This is a genomic window from Solidesulfovibrio sp. DCME, assembly GCF_049995385.1.
Taxonomy (GTDB): domain Bacteria; phylum Desulfobacterota; class Desulfovibrionia; order Desulfovibrionales; family Desulfovibrionaceae; genus Solidesulfovibrio.
The window spans coordinates 3,406,070-3,419,959 of the sequence record NZ_CP188261.1 but is presented as its reverse complement, the minus strand read 5'-3'; the positions used below and the strand labels follow the sequence as shown (position 1 = coordinate 3,419,959).

Annotated in this window: 12 protein-coding genes and 1 pseudogene; 4 read left to right on the top strand and 9 right to left on the bottom strand. The window is 69.5% G+C overall.

The window, feature by feature from the left end; all coding sequences use genetic code 11:
* The first annotated feature begins 1 nt into the window (after position 1).
* Positions 2-553, top strand: a complete 552-nt coding sequence (amrA, locus tag ACP59X_RS15180) for an AmmeMemoRadiSam system protein A (protein ID WP_428559851.1) — start codon at positions 2-4, stop codon at positions 551-553.
* On the opposite strand, the gene ACP59X_RS15175 is transcribed toward amrA, so the two are convergent.
* Entirely contained in the window at positions 550-1,989 is a 1,440-nt protein-coding gene (locus tag ACP59X_RS15175) for a GNAT family N-acetyltransferase (RefSeq protein WP_428559849.1), read from the bottom strand. The two genes, amrA and ACP59X_RS15175, sit on opposite strands and share 4 nt — an antisense overlap.
* A 392-nt stretch (positions 1,990-2,381) precedes the next feature.
* On the opposite strand from ACP59X_RS15175, the gene ACP59X_RS15170 reads away from it, so the two are divergent.
* Positions 2,382-2,627, top strand: coding sequence for a hypothetical protein (locus ACP59X_RS15170; RefSeq protein WP_428559847.1), 246 nt, complete (start codon positions 2,382-2,384; stop codon positions 2,625-2,627).
* Between the two features lie 74 nt (positions 2,628-2,701).
* Here ACP59X_RS15170 and ACP59X_RS15165 read toward each other — a convergent pair whose 3' ends face one another.
* Positions 2,702-3,475, bottom strand: coding sequence for a tRNA1(Val) (adenine(37)-N6)-methyltransferase (locus ACP59X_RS15165; RefSeq protein WP_428559845.1), 774 nt, complete (start codon positions 3,473-3,475; stop codon positions 2,702-2,704).
* A 231-nt stretch (positions 3,476-3,706) separates the two neighbouring features.
* Between ACP59X_RS15165 and ACP59X_RS15160 the strand changes: the two genes are divergently transcribed.
* Complete coding sequence (locus ACP59X_RS15160) at positions 3,707-4,009, top strand: hypothetical protein (RefSeq protein WP_428559843.1); 303 nt, start codon at positions 3,707-3,709, stop codon at positions 4,007-4,009.
* 77 nt (positions 4,010-4,086) lie between these two features.
* On the opposite strand, the gene ACP59X_RS15155 is transcribed toward ACP59X_RS15160, so the two are convergent.
* The 7 genes from ACP59X_RS15155 to ACP59X_RS15125 form a co-directional block, all read right to left on the bottom strand.
* On the bottom strand, positions 4,087-4,797 hold the full coding sequence (locus tag ACP59X_RS15155) for a TerC family protein (protein ID WP_428559841.1): 711 nt from the start codon (positions 4,795-4,797) through the stop codon (positions 4,087-4,089).
* Positions 4,798-5,022: 225 nt separating this feature from the next.
* A complete protein-coding gene (gene murJ / locus ACP59X_RS15150) occupies positions 5,023-6,564 on the bottom strand; it encodes a murein biosynthesis integral membrane protein MurJ (protein WP_428559839.1) in 1,542 nt (513 codons plus the stop codon).
* 9 nt (positions 6,565-6,573) lie between these two features.
* Complete coding sequence (mutM, locus tag ACP59X_RS15145; protein WP_428559837.1) at positions 6,574-7,425, bottom strand: bifunctional DNA-formamidopyrimidine glycosylase/DNA-(apurinic or apyrimidinic site) lyase; 852 nt, start codon at positions 7,423-7,425, stop codon at positions 6,574-6,576.
* A 2-nt stretch (positions 7,426-7,427) separates the two neighbouring features.
* The gene (locus tag ACP59X_RS15140) at positions 7,428-8,729 is read right to left on the bottom strand and encodes a ChaN family lipoprotein (RefSeq protein ID WP_428559835.1); all 1,302 of its coding nucleotides are present in this window, start codon (positions 8,727-8,729) and stop codon (positions 7,428-7,430) included.
* Between the two features lie 39 nt (positions 8,730-8,768).
* Entirely contained in the window at positions 8,769-10,034 is a 1,266-nt protein-coding gene (locus ACP59X_RS15135) for a phenylacetate--CoA ligase family protein (RefSeq protein ID WP_428559832.1), read from the bottom strand.
* A gap of 56 nt (positions 10,035-10,090) precedes the next feature.
* Complete coding sequence (locus ACP59X_RS15130; RefSeq protein ID WP_428559829.1) at positions 10,091-11,731, bottom strand: ATP-binding protein; 1,641 nt, start codon at positions 11,729-11,731, stop codon at positions 10,091-10,093.
* A 33-nt stretch (positions 11,732-11,764) separates the two neighbouring features.
* The gene (locus tag ACP59X_RS15125) at positions 11,765-12,667 is read right to left on the bottom strand and encodes a tRNA (adenine-N1)-methyltransferase (RefSeq protein WP_428559827.1); all 903 of its coding nucleotides are present in this window, start codon (positions 12,665-12,667) and stop codon (positions 11,765-11,767) included.
* A gap of 20 nt (positions 12,668-12,687) precedes the next feature.
* Here ACP59X_RS15125 and ACP59X_RS15120 point away from each other — a divergent pair.
* A pseudogene (locus ACP59X_RS15120) lies at positions 12,688-13,107 on the top strand (radical SAM protein); the annotation flags it as partial.
* Positions 13,108-13,890 lie beyond the last annotated feature (783 nt).

The window sequence follows — 13,890 nt, the reverse complement described above, 5'->3', positions numbered from 1 at the left end:
CATGGACGCCTTCCGCTTCAGCCTCACGGACGAGGAAAAGGCCTTTCTCAAGGATCTGGTGCGCCTGCGCATCGCCGGCCGGCTGGCCGGCCGCGAACCGGCCCTGCCCGAACCGCCCACCGCCAAGCTGCGCGAGCCCCATGGCGCCTTCGTCACCCTGACCCTGCGCGGCCGGCTGCGCGGCTGCATCGGCCATATCGTCGGCGACCGGCCGCTTTTCGCCACCATCGGCGACATGGCCGAGGCGGCGGCCTTCGGCGACCCGCGCTTTGCGCCCCTGACCCGGGAGGAGTTCCAGGACATCGCCATCGAGATTTCCGTCTTAAGCCCCCTGACGCCGTGCCCCGACCCGGCCCTGGTGGAAGTGGGCCGCCACGGGCTGCTGCTGCGCCGGGGGATGCGCTCGGGGCTGCTGTTGCCGCAGGTGCCGGTGGAGTGGGGCTGGGACCGGGAAACGTTCCTGGGCCAGACCTGCCGCAAGGCCGGCCTGGAGCCCGGCTGCTGGCGGCATCCGGACACCGCGATCTCCTGGTTCGAGGCCGAGGTCTTCTAGCCCGACGCCTGCCCGATCCGTTTCACGAACAGGACCCGGTCCTCGCCCGGGCCGTCGTAGTCGCTGTGCACGGGGATGTCGTCCTCGAGGCGGTCGCCGGGCTCCAGGGTGAAGCCGATGTGGCGGTGGAAATCGATGGAGCGGCGGTTGACCGGCGAAGTGAGCGCATGCACGACGGCGCAGCCGCGCGACCGGGCCGCCTCGAAAAAGCGCTCGTACAGGCGCCTGGCCAGCCCCCGGCGGCGGTGGGCCGGATGGACGCCCAGGAAGTGGGCATAGGCCTGGGCCGGGTCGGTCTGGGAGGCGAAGCCGATCAGGAAGGCGATGGCCGCGCCCCCCTCCTCGATGACGAAGCTCGTGTCCCGGAAGTGCTTGAAAAAAAGCCGGGGCAGCATGTCCGTCATGTGGCGCTCGGCCCACCAGGCGTCGAGCTGGGCGATGATGCCCGGATAGTCGGATTCCTCGGCGTGTCGCAGCAGCATGGCGTTGGCTCCGTGGAAAGCTCCGGGGGAGGGGGCGTGCCGCCGGGGCATCCCCGCGCGTCGCGCCGTTACCGGTTGCGCCGTCAGGGCGGGGCCGCCCCGGGGGTGTCGTGGCCAGGGCCGCGCGCCTGGGCGGCCAGGCCGGCCAGGGCGTCGAGGTAGTGGCGGCGGCCGACGAAAAAAAGGTCGTTGTGCCCGGCCCCGGGGATGAGCAGCAGGCGTTTGTGGGCGGCCGGCGAGGCGGCGAAAAGCAGCCGCGCCTCGCCGGCCTCGATGAGGTCGGATGACCAGCGTCGGCCCGGTGAAGCGGGCGGCCTTGGCCAGGTTGCCGAAGCCGTCGGTCTCGCGGAGGTCGAGGAGCCCGGGCTCGAGCCCCAGTACGTGTAGCAGGGGCAGCGTGGTGGCAAAGGCGCTTTCCAGCACCAGCCCGCCGAGGTCCCCGGGCCGCGCGTCGGCCAGGGACAGGGCGCACACGCTGCCAAGCGACCGGCCCATGACCACAAGGCCCGGGGAAAAACCCGAGGCCGCCAGTTTCCCCCGCACGAAATCGAAGGCAACAGCCGCATCGGGCCCAAGCTTCGAGGCTTGCGGCTCCCCGTCCGACAGGCCGTAGCCCCGAAATTCCCCCACCGCCAGGTTGAGCCCGATGCCGGCGAGCAGCGGGGCCAGGTCGTCGTAGTCCGAGGCGATTTCGCCGTTGCCGTGGAAGAGCAGCAGGGTGGGGAAGGCGGCGTTTGCCAGGTGCAGGCGGACATGGAGGCGCGTGCCGTCCGGCGCCGTGGCGAAACAGTCGCGATCCGGCCGGGCCGGCCCGGTTTCGGGCCGGGGATGGAAGAGCCGGCGGCCGACGTCCGGCCGGTCCAGGGCGGTGGAAAGGGCCAAGCTCGCCTCCGGGAAAAACGCCTGGCCCAGGGCCAGGGCGATGACGGCCAAAAGCCGGGCAGTGCGCCGCATGCAGCCGCCATACCCCCGGGCAGGGGCTCAAGGCAAGCCGCCCGTCCATTCCTCGGCAACCGCTTTCGATCACCGGACCAGTGCCGCACCGTGCCCAGGGGCCTGGCGCCGCCTGGCGGCGTTTTCCCCCTCCTTTGGGGGGAAGGCGGCAAGGACCGGAAAAGCGGACGACCCCGGCCTGAAGGATCGGGATATTCCCGAAATATGGTAAATTATCCGAAGGTGATTCCTGCGTTTTGGGAAAAAAGCGGGCCGGGCGGGGACACGGGGTTTGCCACTTTGAAATTGTTGAAAATCTATTGCGCGCAAACTGGCATGGTTCTGGCTACTCTTCATTGTGTCGGCAAATGGGGAAACGCCGCCGGGGGCGGCCAAGGCACAGGGGGATGGTCATGAAGCGGATACTTGCCATCATCGTCGTGGCGGCATTGGGTGCGTTGGTGTATGTGGCCGATCCGCCGGGGGCTCCGGCCGAGGAGACCGCAGCGGCCAAGGAAATGGTGGTCGCGTCGGCCCCGTCCCAGAGCATGGTGGCCAGATTGGCCGAGGCGAGCATTGCCATGCGCCGCAACCCTGCGCCCATTGCCGGGCATGAAGCGCCCGATCCGCTTCCGGACAAGCTTTTCGGCCGCAACTGATTGTGGAGGGGAGCGAACGCGCAGCGGTCGCGTTTCGCCACAAGGGGGATACCGGTAGGGGTGTCCCCCTTTTCTTATGCCCTGTCGTTTCGTGGACCGGCGTTGCAGGCCAGGAACGGACAGAACCGCAAGGCCTCGGCCGAAAGCCGGGTGTCCTGGCCGCTGCCCGCATACAGGGCCAGGGCCGAGTCCAGGCGCAGGCCCGGACGGCCGTTTTTCGTGGCCAGCACAAGCACCTGGCGGGCCGGGGCGCCTTGGCGGGCGGCGAGGGGCAGGATGCGCTTTATCTCCAGCTTGCGGGCGCCGAGGCAGGCGAAAACGTGGCCCAGGCGCTCGGCCAGGTGGACCAGGGCCAGGTTGGCGCCGTTTTCGAGCGCATAGGCGGCGGCGTCGGCAAAGGCGGCCAGGCCGCCTTCGGTCTCGAACCGGGCCGCGTCGCGCGGGGCCGACGGCGTCCGGCGGCCCGAGGCCGGGTCGCGGTAGGGCGGATTGGCCAGCACGAGGCCGAAGGATTCGGGGCGCAGGGCCGGGTCGTCCCGGATGGCGCGCAGGTCCAGCTGACGGGCCGCGAAGCGGTCGGACAGCCCCAGGCGGCCGGCATTGGCCGCGGCCGCCGCGGCCATGGCCGGGTCCCTGTCCAGGCCGAGTACCATCGTGTCCGCGTCGTCCCGGGCCAGCAGCAGGCCCAGCCCGGCCGGACCGCAGCCCGTGCCCAGGTCCAGGACACGCCGGCCGGCCGCCGGCGCGGCGAAGCTGGCCAACAGCAGGGCGTCGGCGCCGAAACGGAACCCGCCTTCGGGCTGGCTCAGGCCGCGCGGAAACAGCCGCCTGGCTTCTTGGTGGGGCATGGTGTTTCCTGGCGACGACGGCGGGCCGCGCGTCGGGCCGGCTCGGTTGGCGGCAGGGGCCGGGATGCTTGCCGGCAACACGGTTCTTGCATGGCTCCCCGGCCGTTGCCATGGGTTGCGTCCGCGGGCCTTTTCCGCGAGGCCCCGGGGAGTGCGGCCCATCCGGAAAAAATCTTGTGTTTTCCGGCAATGGATGGGATATTGTGACAGAAGCCCGAACAGGAGGGAAGCATGCGAATGAAACTGCGCCTGGCCGTGATTGCGTGCGTCTTCATGATCGCCAATCTGGTCGTGGCGGACATGTGCGCCTATGCCCAGTGCCCGCCGGGCACGCATTGGTCGCAGCGTTACTGGCAATGCGTGCCGAACCGGAGGCCGCCGCCTCCGCCGCCACCCCCGCCGCCGCCCCCGCCGCCGGGCCGTGGGTGCAACAGGAGCTACCAGAACTGCATGATGGTGTGCGCCGGTGTGCCGGCCTGCATCAACAACTGCAACATCGGCTACAACGTCTGCCGGCAGCAACGAGGCTGGTAAGCGGTCGTTTCCCTCTCGGCACAACGGTATTTCGACATGGCGCCCGTCCGACGGAATCCCCGTCGGGCGGGCCTTTGTTATCTGGGCGAGGCTTTTCGGACCCGCATGTTGAGCACTTCCACCAGCAGGGAAAAGGCCATGGCGAAGTAGATGTAGCCCCGGTCGATATGGCGGCCCAGGCCCTCGGCCACGAGGAACACGCCGATGAGGATCAGGAAGGACAGGGCCAGCATCTGGACCGTGGGGTGGCGCGACACGAAATGGCTGACGGGGTCGGCGAAGGCCATCATGACCGCCACGGCCGCGACGACCGCCGCCACCATGACCACGATCTCGCCGGACATGCCCACGGCCGTGATGACGGAATCCAGGGAAAAGACGATGTCGAGCAGGGCGATCTGGGCCACGGCCGGGCCGAAGCCCCGGACCTTTTTGACATGGGCTTCGCCGTCGCGGGGCGGCTCGATCTTTTCGTGGATCTCGAAGGTCGATTTGGCGATCAAAAACAGTCCGCCGGCCAAAAGCACGATGTCGCGGCCCGTGACCACGTGGCCGAGGACGGCAAAAAGCGGCGCGGTCAGGCCCATGATCCAGGTGATGCCCAAAAGGAGCAGGATGCGGGTGCCCATGGCCAGCAGCAGGCCGATGCGCCGGGCCTTGGACTGGACGTCGGCCGGCAGGGCGTTGGAAATGATGGCGATAAAAACGATGTTGTCGATGCCGAGCACGATCTCCAGGGCGGACAGCGTCAGGAAGGCGACGAGGTTTTCCACGGAAAAGAGGGTCATGTCGGCGTCTCCTTTGGGGGCGGGCGATGCGCCGCCGTTGCGCGAGCGGTTGTGGCCGGCCAGGGCGGTCGGGTCGTCGCTGCCCGCGCGTGGTGCGATGCGCAGTACATGGGCCCTGGCGATGGCATGGTCGGTCGTCGCTGCCCGCGCGCGGTGCGATGCCGACCGCGAAGCCGGGCCCGGCTCCGACGCCGGCCGTGCGCCGGCCGGGCGGTGTCGGGGGCTTTAGGCCCCGGCCCGGCGCCGCAGCCGCCGGCAGACGAAATCCATCAGCAGCCGGGCCTCCTCGACCCGCAGCAGTGCGGCCACAGCCATGTACAACATGGCCCAGCCCACGATGCAGACCAGGGAAAGGTATTTGTGGTCCGCCGTGGCATAGGCCCCGAAGCCGACCCCGCAGCTGAGCACCAGGCCGATAAGCGTGGTGCGGCCCGGCCGAAACCACGCCCCGCCCAGTTTCTTGCGTAAAACGACGCCCAGCACAAGCACGTTGACCCAGGAGGAGATGGACGTGGCCAGGGCCAGGCCCACATGGGCCGTCGGCCCCATGAGCGCCCAGCCGGTAATGACGTAGACCACCAGGCACACGGCGGCGGTCACGGCCGGGGTGCGGGTGTCGGACAGGGCGAAATAGGCGGCATACAGCGGCCGCACGCAGGCAAAGGCCGGCAGGCCCACGCCGTAGGCGACCAGTGCCCCGGCCGTGGCGGCCACGGCCTGCTCGCCGAAGGCCCCCCGGCCAAACAGCACCCGGACCATGGGGTCGGCCAGGGCGATCAGCCCGGCCGCCGCCGGCAGGCAGATGAAAAGCGTCAGGCGAAGGGAGGCGTTTAACGTATCGGTGAATTCGCCGGTTTTGCCGGCCGAGGCCAGCTTGGCCAGGCTCGGCAGGGCCACCGTGCCCACGGCCACGCCGAAGACGCCCAGGGGAAACTGCACCAGCCGGTCGGCGTAGTAGAGGTAGGAGATGCTGCCCGTGGGCAGGTAGGAAGCGAGCAGGGTGCCAAGGACGATGTTGAGCTGGTAGACGGCCGCACCGAAGGCCGTGGGCAGCATCAAAAGGCCCATGCGCACCACGCCCTTGTCCCTGGCCGACCAGGGGCCGCGCCAGGAGAAACCGAATTTTTTGAGCTGGGGCTGCTGCATGAGCACCTGCCCCAGGCCGCCGATGACCACGGCCCAGGCCAGGGTGTGGGCCACGTCCAGGCCAAACAGCCAGGCCACCCCGGCGCCCAGGATGATGATGGTGTTGAGCTCGGAGGTGGCCAGGGCCGGGGCCAGGAAGTGGCCGAAGGAATTGAGCACGCCCATGCACAGGGCGACCACCGAGATCTCGATGATGTAGGGGAAGACGATGCGCGTAAGCTCCACCGTCAGGTCGAAGAGCTTGGGGTCGTCGGCAAAGCCGGGGGTGATGAGCTGGGTGAGCGGCCTGGCGAAGACGATGGCCAGGGCGGTCAGCACGCCGAGGATGAGCAGCAGCCAAAAAAGCGCCGCCCGGGGCATGGCGAAGGCCCGGGCGTCGCCTTCCTCCTCGCGCAGCTTGGTAAATACCGGCACGAAGGCCATGGTCATGGAACCCTCGGCGAAAAGCCGGCGCATCATGTTGGGCAGGCGGTAGGCCACGTAGAAGGCGTCGGCGGCGATGCCGGCACCGAGGACGTAGGCCAGGATCATGTCCCGGAAAAAGCCGAGAATGCGGGAGAGAAGCGTCGCGCCGCCGACGATGGAAGCGTCCTTGGCGATTTGTCTGACGTGTTGCGACATGGGAACGTCCTACTTCTTTTGGCAACGCGGGCAAAAGGTCGAAGTCCGGCCGGCCACTTTGAGGCTGTCGAGGGGCCGGCCGCAAGCGGGGCAGGGCTCTCCGGCCTTGCCGTAGACGGAAAATTCGTTCTGGAAGCCGCCCTCCACGCCGTCCGGGGTGCGGTAGTCGCGGATGGTGCTGCCGCCGGCGGCGATGGCCCGGGCGATGACGGCCTGGATGGCGCCAAGAAGCGCGGCGCGCTTTGCCGGGGACAGGTCCCGGCAGGGCGTCTCGGGATGGACGCCGGCGGCGAACAGGGATTCGTCGGCGTAGATGTTGCCCACGCCAGCGATGAGGGTCTGGTCGAGGAGCGCCGCCTTGACCCGGGTCGTGCGCCGGCACAGGGCGGCCTCGAAGGCCTGCGGCGTCATGTCCCAGGGCTCGGGGCCAAGCGTGGCGTAGAAGTCCCAGGCGGCCAGCGCCTCGGGCGAGGCAAAGGCCCGGGCCGTGCCGAAGCGGCGCAGGTCGGAAAAAACCAGGCTGTGGCCGTCGTCCAGGCGCAGCAGGAGCCTGGCCCGGTCCGGCGCCGGGTCGTGCGGGCCGGCGATGTGGAAGCGGCCGGTCATCTTGAGGTGGAAGGCGATGACGGCCCCCGGCCCGGACGGGGCCTCGGGATGGGGGCCGAGGTGGACGAGCAGCAGCTTGGCCCGGCGGGCGACGGCCGTTATGGCGCGGCCGAGGGCGACCTTGGCGAAGGCGGCCCTGGTCTTCGGCCCGGCCAGGACCTTGGCGTCGGGCACGTCCAGGCCGGTGACCAGGCGGCCGACAAGGCCCGGCGCGAGGGCGCGGGCAATGGTTTCCACCTCGGGCAGTTCGGGCATGGCTACGGCTTGGGCCCGGCCGGGGGGGCGAGGGGGATGGCGATGTCGAGGGTTTCGCCGGCCCGGGACACGGTCAGGCGCAGGGGGCTTGCTGCCTTGGCCGCCTCGATGGCGGCGGTGTGGAGCACGGTAAGGCTCGTGGCCGGATGGCCTCCGGCGGCGGTGACGGCGTCGCCGGCTAAAAGCCCGGCCTTGGCCGCCGGGGAGCCCGGGGCCACGGCCGTCACGAGCAGGCCCGCCTCGGGCTGGCCCGTTTCCGGGGCTTCCTGGGAAAGCGTCATGCCCAGCCGGCTTTTGTGCATGGCCGGGCAGGCGTAGAAGGCGTCGGCCAGGGCGGCATCGGGCGCCGCGACGCCGCGCCAGGGCATGACCGTGACCACCTTGGCCGACGGGTCGAACAGGCGCAGCCGCTTGGCGATGCCCCAGCCGCGCTCCACATGGCCGCCGCCGGCGATGACCACCACCGGCCGGCCGGCCAGGGCTCGGGCGTAAACGGCGCGCTGGGCCATCTGCGTGTCCCACAGGGCCTGCACGGTGGTGAAATCGGCGAAGCGGTCGCGCCCGGTGGCCGGGGCGGGCGTTTGGGGCGACGTTCCCTTGGCCTTGGGTTGGGCCGTTTTTTGGGCCGCTTTTTCGAACATGGCGGCGTGGCTGGAAAAAAGTTCCCGCAGTTCCTCGACCTGGGCCGGGTCCGGCGGGACGATCTGTCCGGGAAGCGTGGCCCGCTCGGCCGGGGACAGCCCGTCGAGGCCGACGCGGCCAGCCTTGCGGGCCAGGCCGGTGGGGGCGTTTAAGGCGAAAACGGGAAGGTGGTATTCCCGAGCGGCCTCGAAAATCGGGGCGTAGAGCTCGAAGGGGTAGCCCCAGGTCGTTTTCCAGGCCAGGGCGGCCGGCAGGTCGGCCACGGCCAGCTTGCCGGCGGCAAAGGCGTCGAGGACGTCCTGGCGGTCGGCCGGGACCATCTCCAGGCCCACGGCCGGCCGGACCCCGGTCGCGGCCAGGCGGCGCAGCAGCCCGGCCTGGGCCAGGTGGTCGCAGGGGTTGGGATGCTCCTCGCCGGCCAGGATGTAGTCGGCCCGGGCGATGCCCGCGGCAAAGGCGGCCGGGGACAGGGGCTCCCCGGAGGCGGTCAGCAGCGCCTCGGGCAGGGGCCGGGCGGCCTGGGGGGCCTGGCCCGCCTTCCTGCCGGCGCAGCCGCTGGTTCCCACGCTCAGGGCGAGGGCGAGGCCCAGCGCGGCCAAGGCCCGGGGCAATGCCCGGCCCTGGCCGATGCGGGGCGAAAGGGGGCGGCGCGGCGTGCTCATGGGCGGCCCGTCAACGGGGTGCGGCTGCGGCGGCGGGGCCTAGTCCCACTTGCGCTTGTCCTCGATGGGCCGGATCTGGGGCGGCAGGGTGCCGGGGGCGACCACGGTGAGGCTCGGGCGCAGCTTGATCTTCTCCCGGAACTTGTGGAGCAGGTCTTCCTCGCGCTTGAAGTTGGAAGCCTCGACGATGAGGTTCATCTCGTCGATGCCGCCGGGGTTGGTGACCTCGATCTGCCAGCGCTTGATTTCCTCGAAGCGGGTGATGACCTGTTCGACCTGGTGCGGGTAGACGAACATGCCCTTGATGCGGGCGGTGGTGTCCACGCGCCCGACGATGGACCCGAGGCGCGGCGAGGTCCGGCCGCAGGGGCAGGGGGCGCGCTCGATGTAGGACAAATCGCCCGTGGCCAAGCGGATGAGGGGATAGGTCTTGTTAAACGCCGTGACCACGATCTCGCCCACCTCGCCGTCCTTGAGGGGAATGCCGGTGTCGGGGTGGCAGATTTCCACGAAGGCCCGGTTGGCGATGTGCAGCCCGGTCTTGTGGAAGCATTCGTAGCCGACGCAGCCGACATCGGCCGTGCCGTAGCCCTGGCGCATGATGATGTCGAACTTCTTCTCCAGGTTGGCCCGCAGCTTCTCGGAGAATTTCTCGCCCGTGACGAAGGCCACCTCGAGGTAGAGGTCCTTGCGCAGGTTGAGCCCCATCTCCTCGCCCTTCTGGGCCAGGTGCATGAGGTAGCTGGGCGTGCCGACGTAGCCCGTGGCACGCAGCTTCTGCATGATCTCGAGCTGGGTGGACGAGTTGCCCGGGCCGGCCGGCATGACGGCGCAGCCGAGGTTTTTCAGCGGCTCCTCGAACATGAGCCCGGCCGGGGTCAGGTGATAGTTGAAGGTCACCTGGACCAGGTCGCCGGAGCGGAAGCCGCAGGCGTAGAAGCCCTCGGTCCAGCCCCAGTAGTCGTCCTCGCGGTCCTCGGGGTCGAAGATGGGGCCCGGGGACAGGAAGATGCGGCGCAGTTCGCCCATGTCCTTGGTTAAAAGCCCTCCCAGGCGCGGCCCCATGGATTGGAGAAAGATCAGCTCTTTCTTTTTCAGGATGGGAATGTGCTTGAGGTCCGAGAGGGTCTTGAATTTGGAAGCCTGGAACTGGGCCCGGTCGAAGCGTTTCTTGACATCCTCGGAATACCGGTAGGCGTAGGACAGCAGATCCTTGATCTGGATCTGGTAGTACTGCCGGCGTTCGGATTCGTCGAGCACTTCCCGGCGGGAATAGATGCCCTCGGTTCGGTCCTTGCGGGTCATGACGGGTCTCCTTTGGAGGCGAAATCCCGTGGCGGGAAAAAGAGAGGTTTTGTAGCTCAGCCGGTGGTGGATAGCAAGTGGTTTGCGGCGGGCGTTCGCGACAGGACCGTTTCCACGGCTTCGAGCAGGCGTTTTCGGGTGACGGGCTTGACGATGTAGTCGCTCAAGCCGGCGGCCAGCCAGCGGTTGCGGGCCTCGGCCTCGCCGTGGGCGGACAGGCCGATGATGGGCAGGTCCGGGGCCACGCCGGCCAGGGCGCCGGAACGGATGCGGGCCGTGATTTCCAGGCCGTCCAGTCCGGGCATTTGCACGTCCATGAGCACGAGGTCCACCGACCGCTCGGACAGGAGTTCCATGAGCCCGGCGGCCGATTCGGTCACCAGCGGCGTATAGCCCCGGTCTTCGAGGATGCGGCGCACGAGCAGGCGGCTGACGGGCTCGTCCTCGGCGTAGGCGATGACCGCGCCCTGGCAGATGAACGGCGAAGGCCGCGTCGGCGAAAGCGTCCCCGAGGGCGCGGTGCGCCGAAAGGTGGCGCAAAACGAAAAGGCGCTGCCCTGGCCGGGGGCGCTTTCCAGGCTGACGCTGCCGCCCATCTTCTCCACGATCTCCTTGGAGATGGACAGCCCCAGGCCGGCCTTGCCGAAACGCTTGTTGAGGAAGTGCTCGCCGATGGCGAAGCGCTCGAAAATGACCTGCTGCTTTTCCTTGGGGATGCCGACGCCGGTGTCGCGCACGCAAAAAAGCAGCGCCGCCTCCCCGGGATTGGCCGTGGTCGGCTGGAGGGACACGCGCACCGCGATGGCGCCTTCGGGCGTGAACTTCATGGCGTTGCCGATGAGGTTGAGCAGGATCTGGCGCAGCCTGGTGAGGTCGCCGGACAGTTCCTCGGGCACGTCGGCGTCCACCGTGGCCGTGAAATCGAGCCCCCGGGCCCGGGCCTGCTCGGCGCAGGCGGTGAAAAGCGGCGCGAGCCCCGCGCGCAGGGAAAACGGTTCGTCGGCGAGCTCCAGGTGGCCCAGGGAGATGTTGGTCATTTCCAACAGGTCGTTGACCACGCCGAGCAGCTGGTTGGAGGCGTCCATGGCCAGCTCCAGGAACTGGCGCTGGCGCTCGGGCAGCTCGCCCTGGAGCAGGAGGCTTAACATTCCCATGATGCCGTTTAAGGGCGTGCGCAATTCATGGCTCATGTTGGCCAGGAAGATTTCCTTGGCCGCGCCGGCCTTGGCGGCCGAGCCGACGAAGGCGGCGAATTCCCGGTAGAAGGTCTTGAGGATGGCGTGGCGTTCCGGGGTGAGCCCGGGGAGGATGGCCAGGGCGGCGTCGGCGGCCTTGGAGCGGCCGCACAGGGCCTGCCGGTCTTGGTCGCGCTTGAAATACGGCCCCACGGTCAAAAGCCCGGTCTGGGATTCGGCCAGGGGCAGGGAGAAACGGCGCACCGTCAGCCCCAGAGGGCACGGTGCCGTCGGCGGGTCGCCGTTTAAGGGGATGACATCGGGATCGCCCAGGATGGGGCATTCCCCGCGCTCGGCGAATTCCCGGTGCAGGATGGCATGAGCTTCCCGCCCGGGATCGGGCCAGGCCGGCGTGTTGGCCGAAGCCTGGATCGCCACCGGCACACCCAGCAACTGCGTCAGGGGGTCGAGGAGGCGCTTGATGGCGCGCGGCGCTTCGATGCTGGTGCCGAGGTATGGCATGGTATGAAGTAATAGCGCTTGCCCCGGTCGAGGTCAATCGATCGCGACGTCGTCGCCTTGCGGGGCGTCGTCCCCGGCGGCGGGTTCGCCGTTGCCGTCGCCGGGCACGGGCGGCAGGGGGGCCGGCCGGCGGTAGGCGGCCAGGCCGCCGTGGCGGGCGAAGACCAGAAAGCCCGTATGGGCGACCATGCGGTCCTCGGGCCGCAGGCGTTCGGGCACGGGCTTGTAGCGGCGCACCAGGATCTCCAGGACTTCCACGTCCTCGAAGGGCGAGGTTTCCAGGGCGGCCAGCAGTTCGCTGATCTGGTTGACGGTGGGCAGCAAAAAGCCCACGGGCGCGCCCGGCCGCACCACGGCGGCCGCCGCCTCCAGGTAGTCCCAGGGCGTGCGCACGTCGAGGAACAGGGCGTCGGCGTCGCGGGGGTCGGTGAGCGGGTCGCCGGGAACATGACAATCCGGAAGGAATCCGGTGGCGATGTCGTGATGGAAGCGGCTGACCCGGTCGGACAGGCCCACGGCGTCGAGGTTTTCCCCGGACAGGGCGTAAAATTCCGGCCGCCGCTCGAAGGTGTAGACCCGGCCTGTCTCGCCCACGTGCCAGGCCAGGGCCAGGGTCAGCCCGCCCGAGCCGCTGCCGGCCTCGATGACCCGCACGCCGGGGCCGATGCCGAGCTTGAGCAGCACGTAGCCGATTTCCTTGGGATACATGATCTGGGTCGAGCGCTTGACGCCCTTGACCAGGTCGTAGGTCGAGGGCCGCAGGATGCGGAAGGGGTGGCCGAGGTGGGTGGTGACCGCGCCGCCGCAGCCGGCCTGGGCCACGTCGGCGAAGCGGAGCATGCCTTCCTGGGTATGCAGGATCAGGTCCGGCACGAAACGCCGCAGATATCGCTTGCCCTTGGGGGAGACCAGAAGTATCAAATCGCCCTGTTTCACGGTATGCTCCGGTTCGCTTGATGACGGCCCTTGTCCACGGGCGGGCCGGGCCTGTCAAGCCGTTTACGCGACGCGACAAGGAGGATCGCGCCACGGACCCCTCACGCTGCATTTTCGGTCCCGTCGCATCGGGCCGCCTCGGATTGTCGCTGGGTCTTGACCTGCTTGGCGCGCGGATCTGCACGTTCGATTGCCTCTACTGCGAGGCAGGCCCTACCGACGCGTGCACCACGGTCCGCAAGGCCTATGTCCCGGCCCCGCGGCTTGTGGCGGAACTGGCCGCCTGGAAGGCGGCCGGCCATCCCCGCCCCGAAGCCGTCACCCTGGGCGGGCTCGGCGAACCCACGCTCAACAGCGACTGCGGCGCCATCATCGCCGGCGCCAAGGAACTTTTCCCGGACGTCCCGGTGGCCGTGCTCACCAATTCGAGCCTGTTGTCCGACCCGGACGTGCGGGAGGCCCTCGCCCTGGCCGACATCGTGCTGCCGTCCATGGACACGCTGGTGGCGGCCGAATACGCCCGCCTCAACCGTCCCCATGCCGGCATCGGGCTGGACGGCCTGCGCCGGGGGCTGCTCGATTTTCGTTCGGGCTACGACGGGGCCCTTTACCTGGAAGTGCTGCTGGCGGCCGGGATCAACGATTCCGAGGAGAACCTGGCCCTGTTGCGGGATTTTTGCCGCGAGCTCGCCCCGACCCGGGTCGATGTCGTCACCTTGTCGCGCCCGGGGGCCTATCCCCAGGCCAAGGCCGTGCCGGCCGCGGTGTTGTCGCGGTTTCGCCGGGCCCTGGCGGTCGGGCCAGGAGCGGACGCCGCCCCTGCGGGCGAGGGCCATGGCCCTGCCGCCCTGGCCGCCCGCGCCACGGGCGCCGCGAGCCCGCACGGCGCGAGCACGGCGGCCGCACCCGGCGCGGATGCCGCAAGCCGCGGCGACGCGGACGTCAACGGCGCGCAGCCCGTAGCCGTTCCCGACAGGGCCGCGACGGCCAGGCCCGGGCGGCAGGCCACGGCCGCCCGCGACCGGGAAGCCACGGCCGCCCGTGTCCGGGCCTCGGTGACCAGGCGCCCCCAGACCGCCGCCGCCCTGGCCACGGCCCTGGGCGAGCCCCTGACTGCCGTGCAGGCGGTCCTGGATGCCCTGGAGGCCGCCGGTGCGGTGCGCCGGCGCCGGGACGGCCATGAAATTTTCTATTCCGGCGAGCCGGAAAACACATTTCGCCCC

Excerpts from the sequence above, each read along its gene's own strand:
- ACP59X_RS15175 (WP_428559849.1), bottom strand. The coding sequence starts at position 1,989 with ATGCGGCGCACTGCCCGGCTTTTGGCCGTCATCGCCCTGGCCCTGGGC.
- mutM (WP_428559837.1), bottom strand. The coding sequence starts at position 7,425 with ATGCCCGAACTGCCCGAGGTGGAAACCATTGCCCGCGCCCTCGCGCCG.
- ACP59X_RS15170 (WP_428559847.1), top strand. The coding sequence starts at position 2,382 with ATGAAGCGGATACTTGCCATCATCGTCGTGGCGGCATTGGGTGCGTTG.
- ACP59X_RS15160 (WP_428559843.1), top strand. The coding sequence starts at position 3,707 with ATGCGAATGAAACTGCGCCTGGCCGTGATTGCGTGCGTCTTCATGATC.
- ACP59X_RS15165 (WP_428559845.1), bottom strand. The coding sequence starts at position 3,475 with ATGCCCCACCAAGAAGCCAGGCGGCTGTTTCCGCGCGGCCTGAGCCAG.
- ACP59X_RS15140 (WP_428559835.1), bottom strand. The coding sequence starts at position 8,729 with ATGAGCACGCCGCGCCGCCCCCTTTCGCCCCGCATCGGCCAGGGCCGG.
- murJ (WP_428559839.1), bottom strand. The coding sequence starts at position 6,564 with ATGTCGCAACACGTCAGACAAATCGCCAAGGACGCTTCCATCGTCGGC.
- ACP59X_RS15135 (WP_428559832.1), bottom strand. The coding sequence starts at position 10,034 with ATGACCCGCAAGGACCGAACCGAGGGCATCTATTCCCGCCGGGAAGTG.
- ACP59X_RS15130 (WP_428559829.1), bottom strand. The coding sequence starts at position 11,731 with ATGCCATACCTCGGCACCAGCATCGAAGCGCCGCGCGCCATCAAGCGC.
- ACP59X_RS15155 (WP_428559841.1), bottom strand. The coding sequence starts at position 4,797 with ATGACCCTCTTTTCCGTGGAAAACCTCGTCGCCTTCCTGACGCTGTCC.
- amrA (WP_428559851.1), top strand. The coding sequence starts at position 2 with ATGGACGCCTTCCGCTTCAGCCTCACGGACGAGGAAAAGGCCTTTCTC.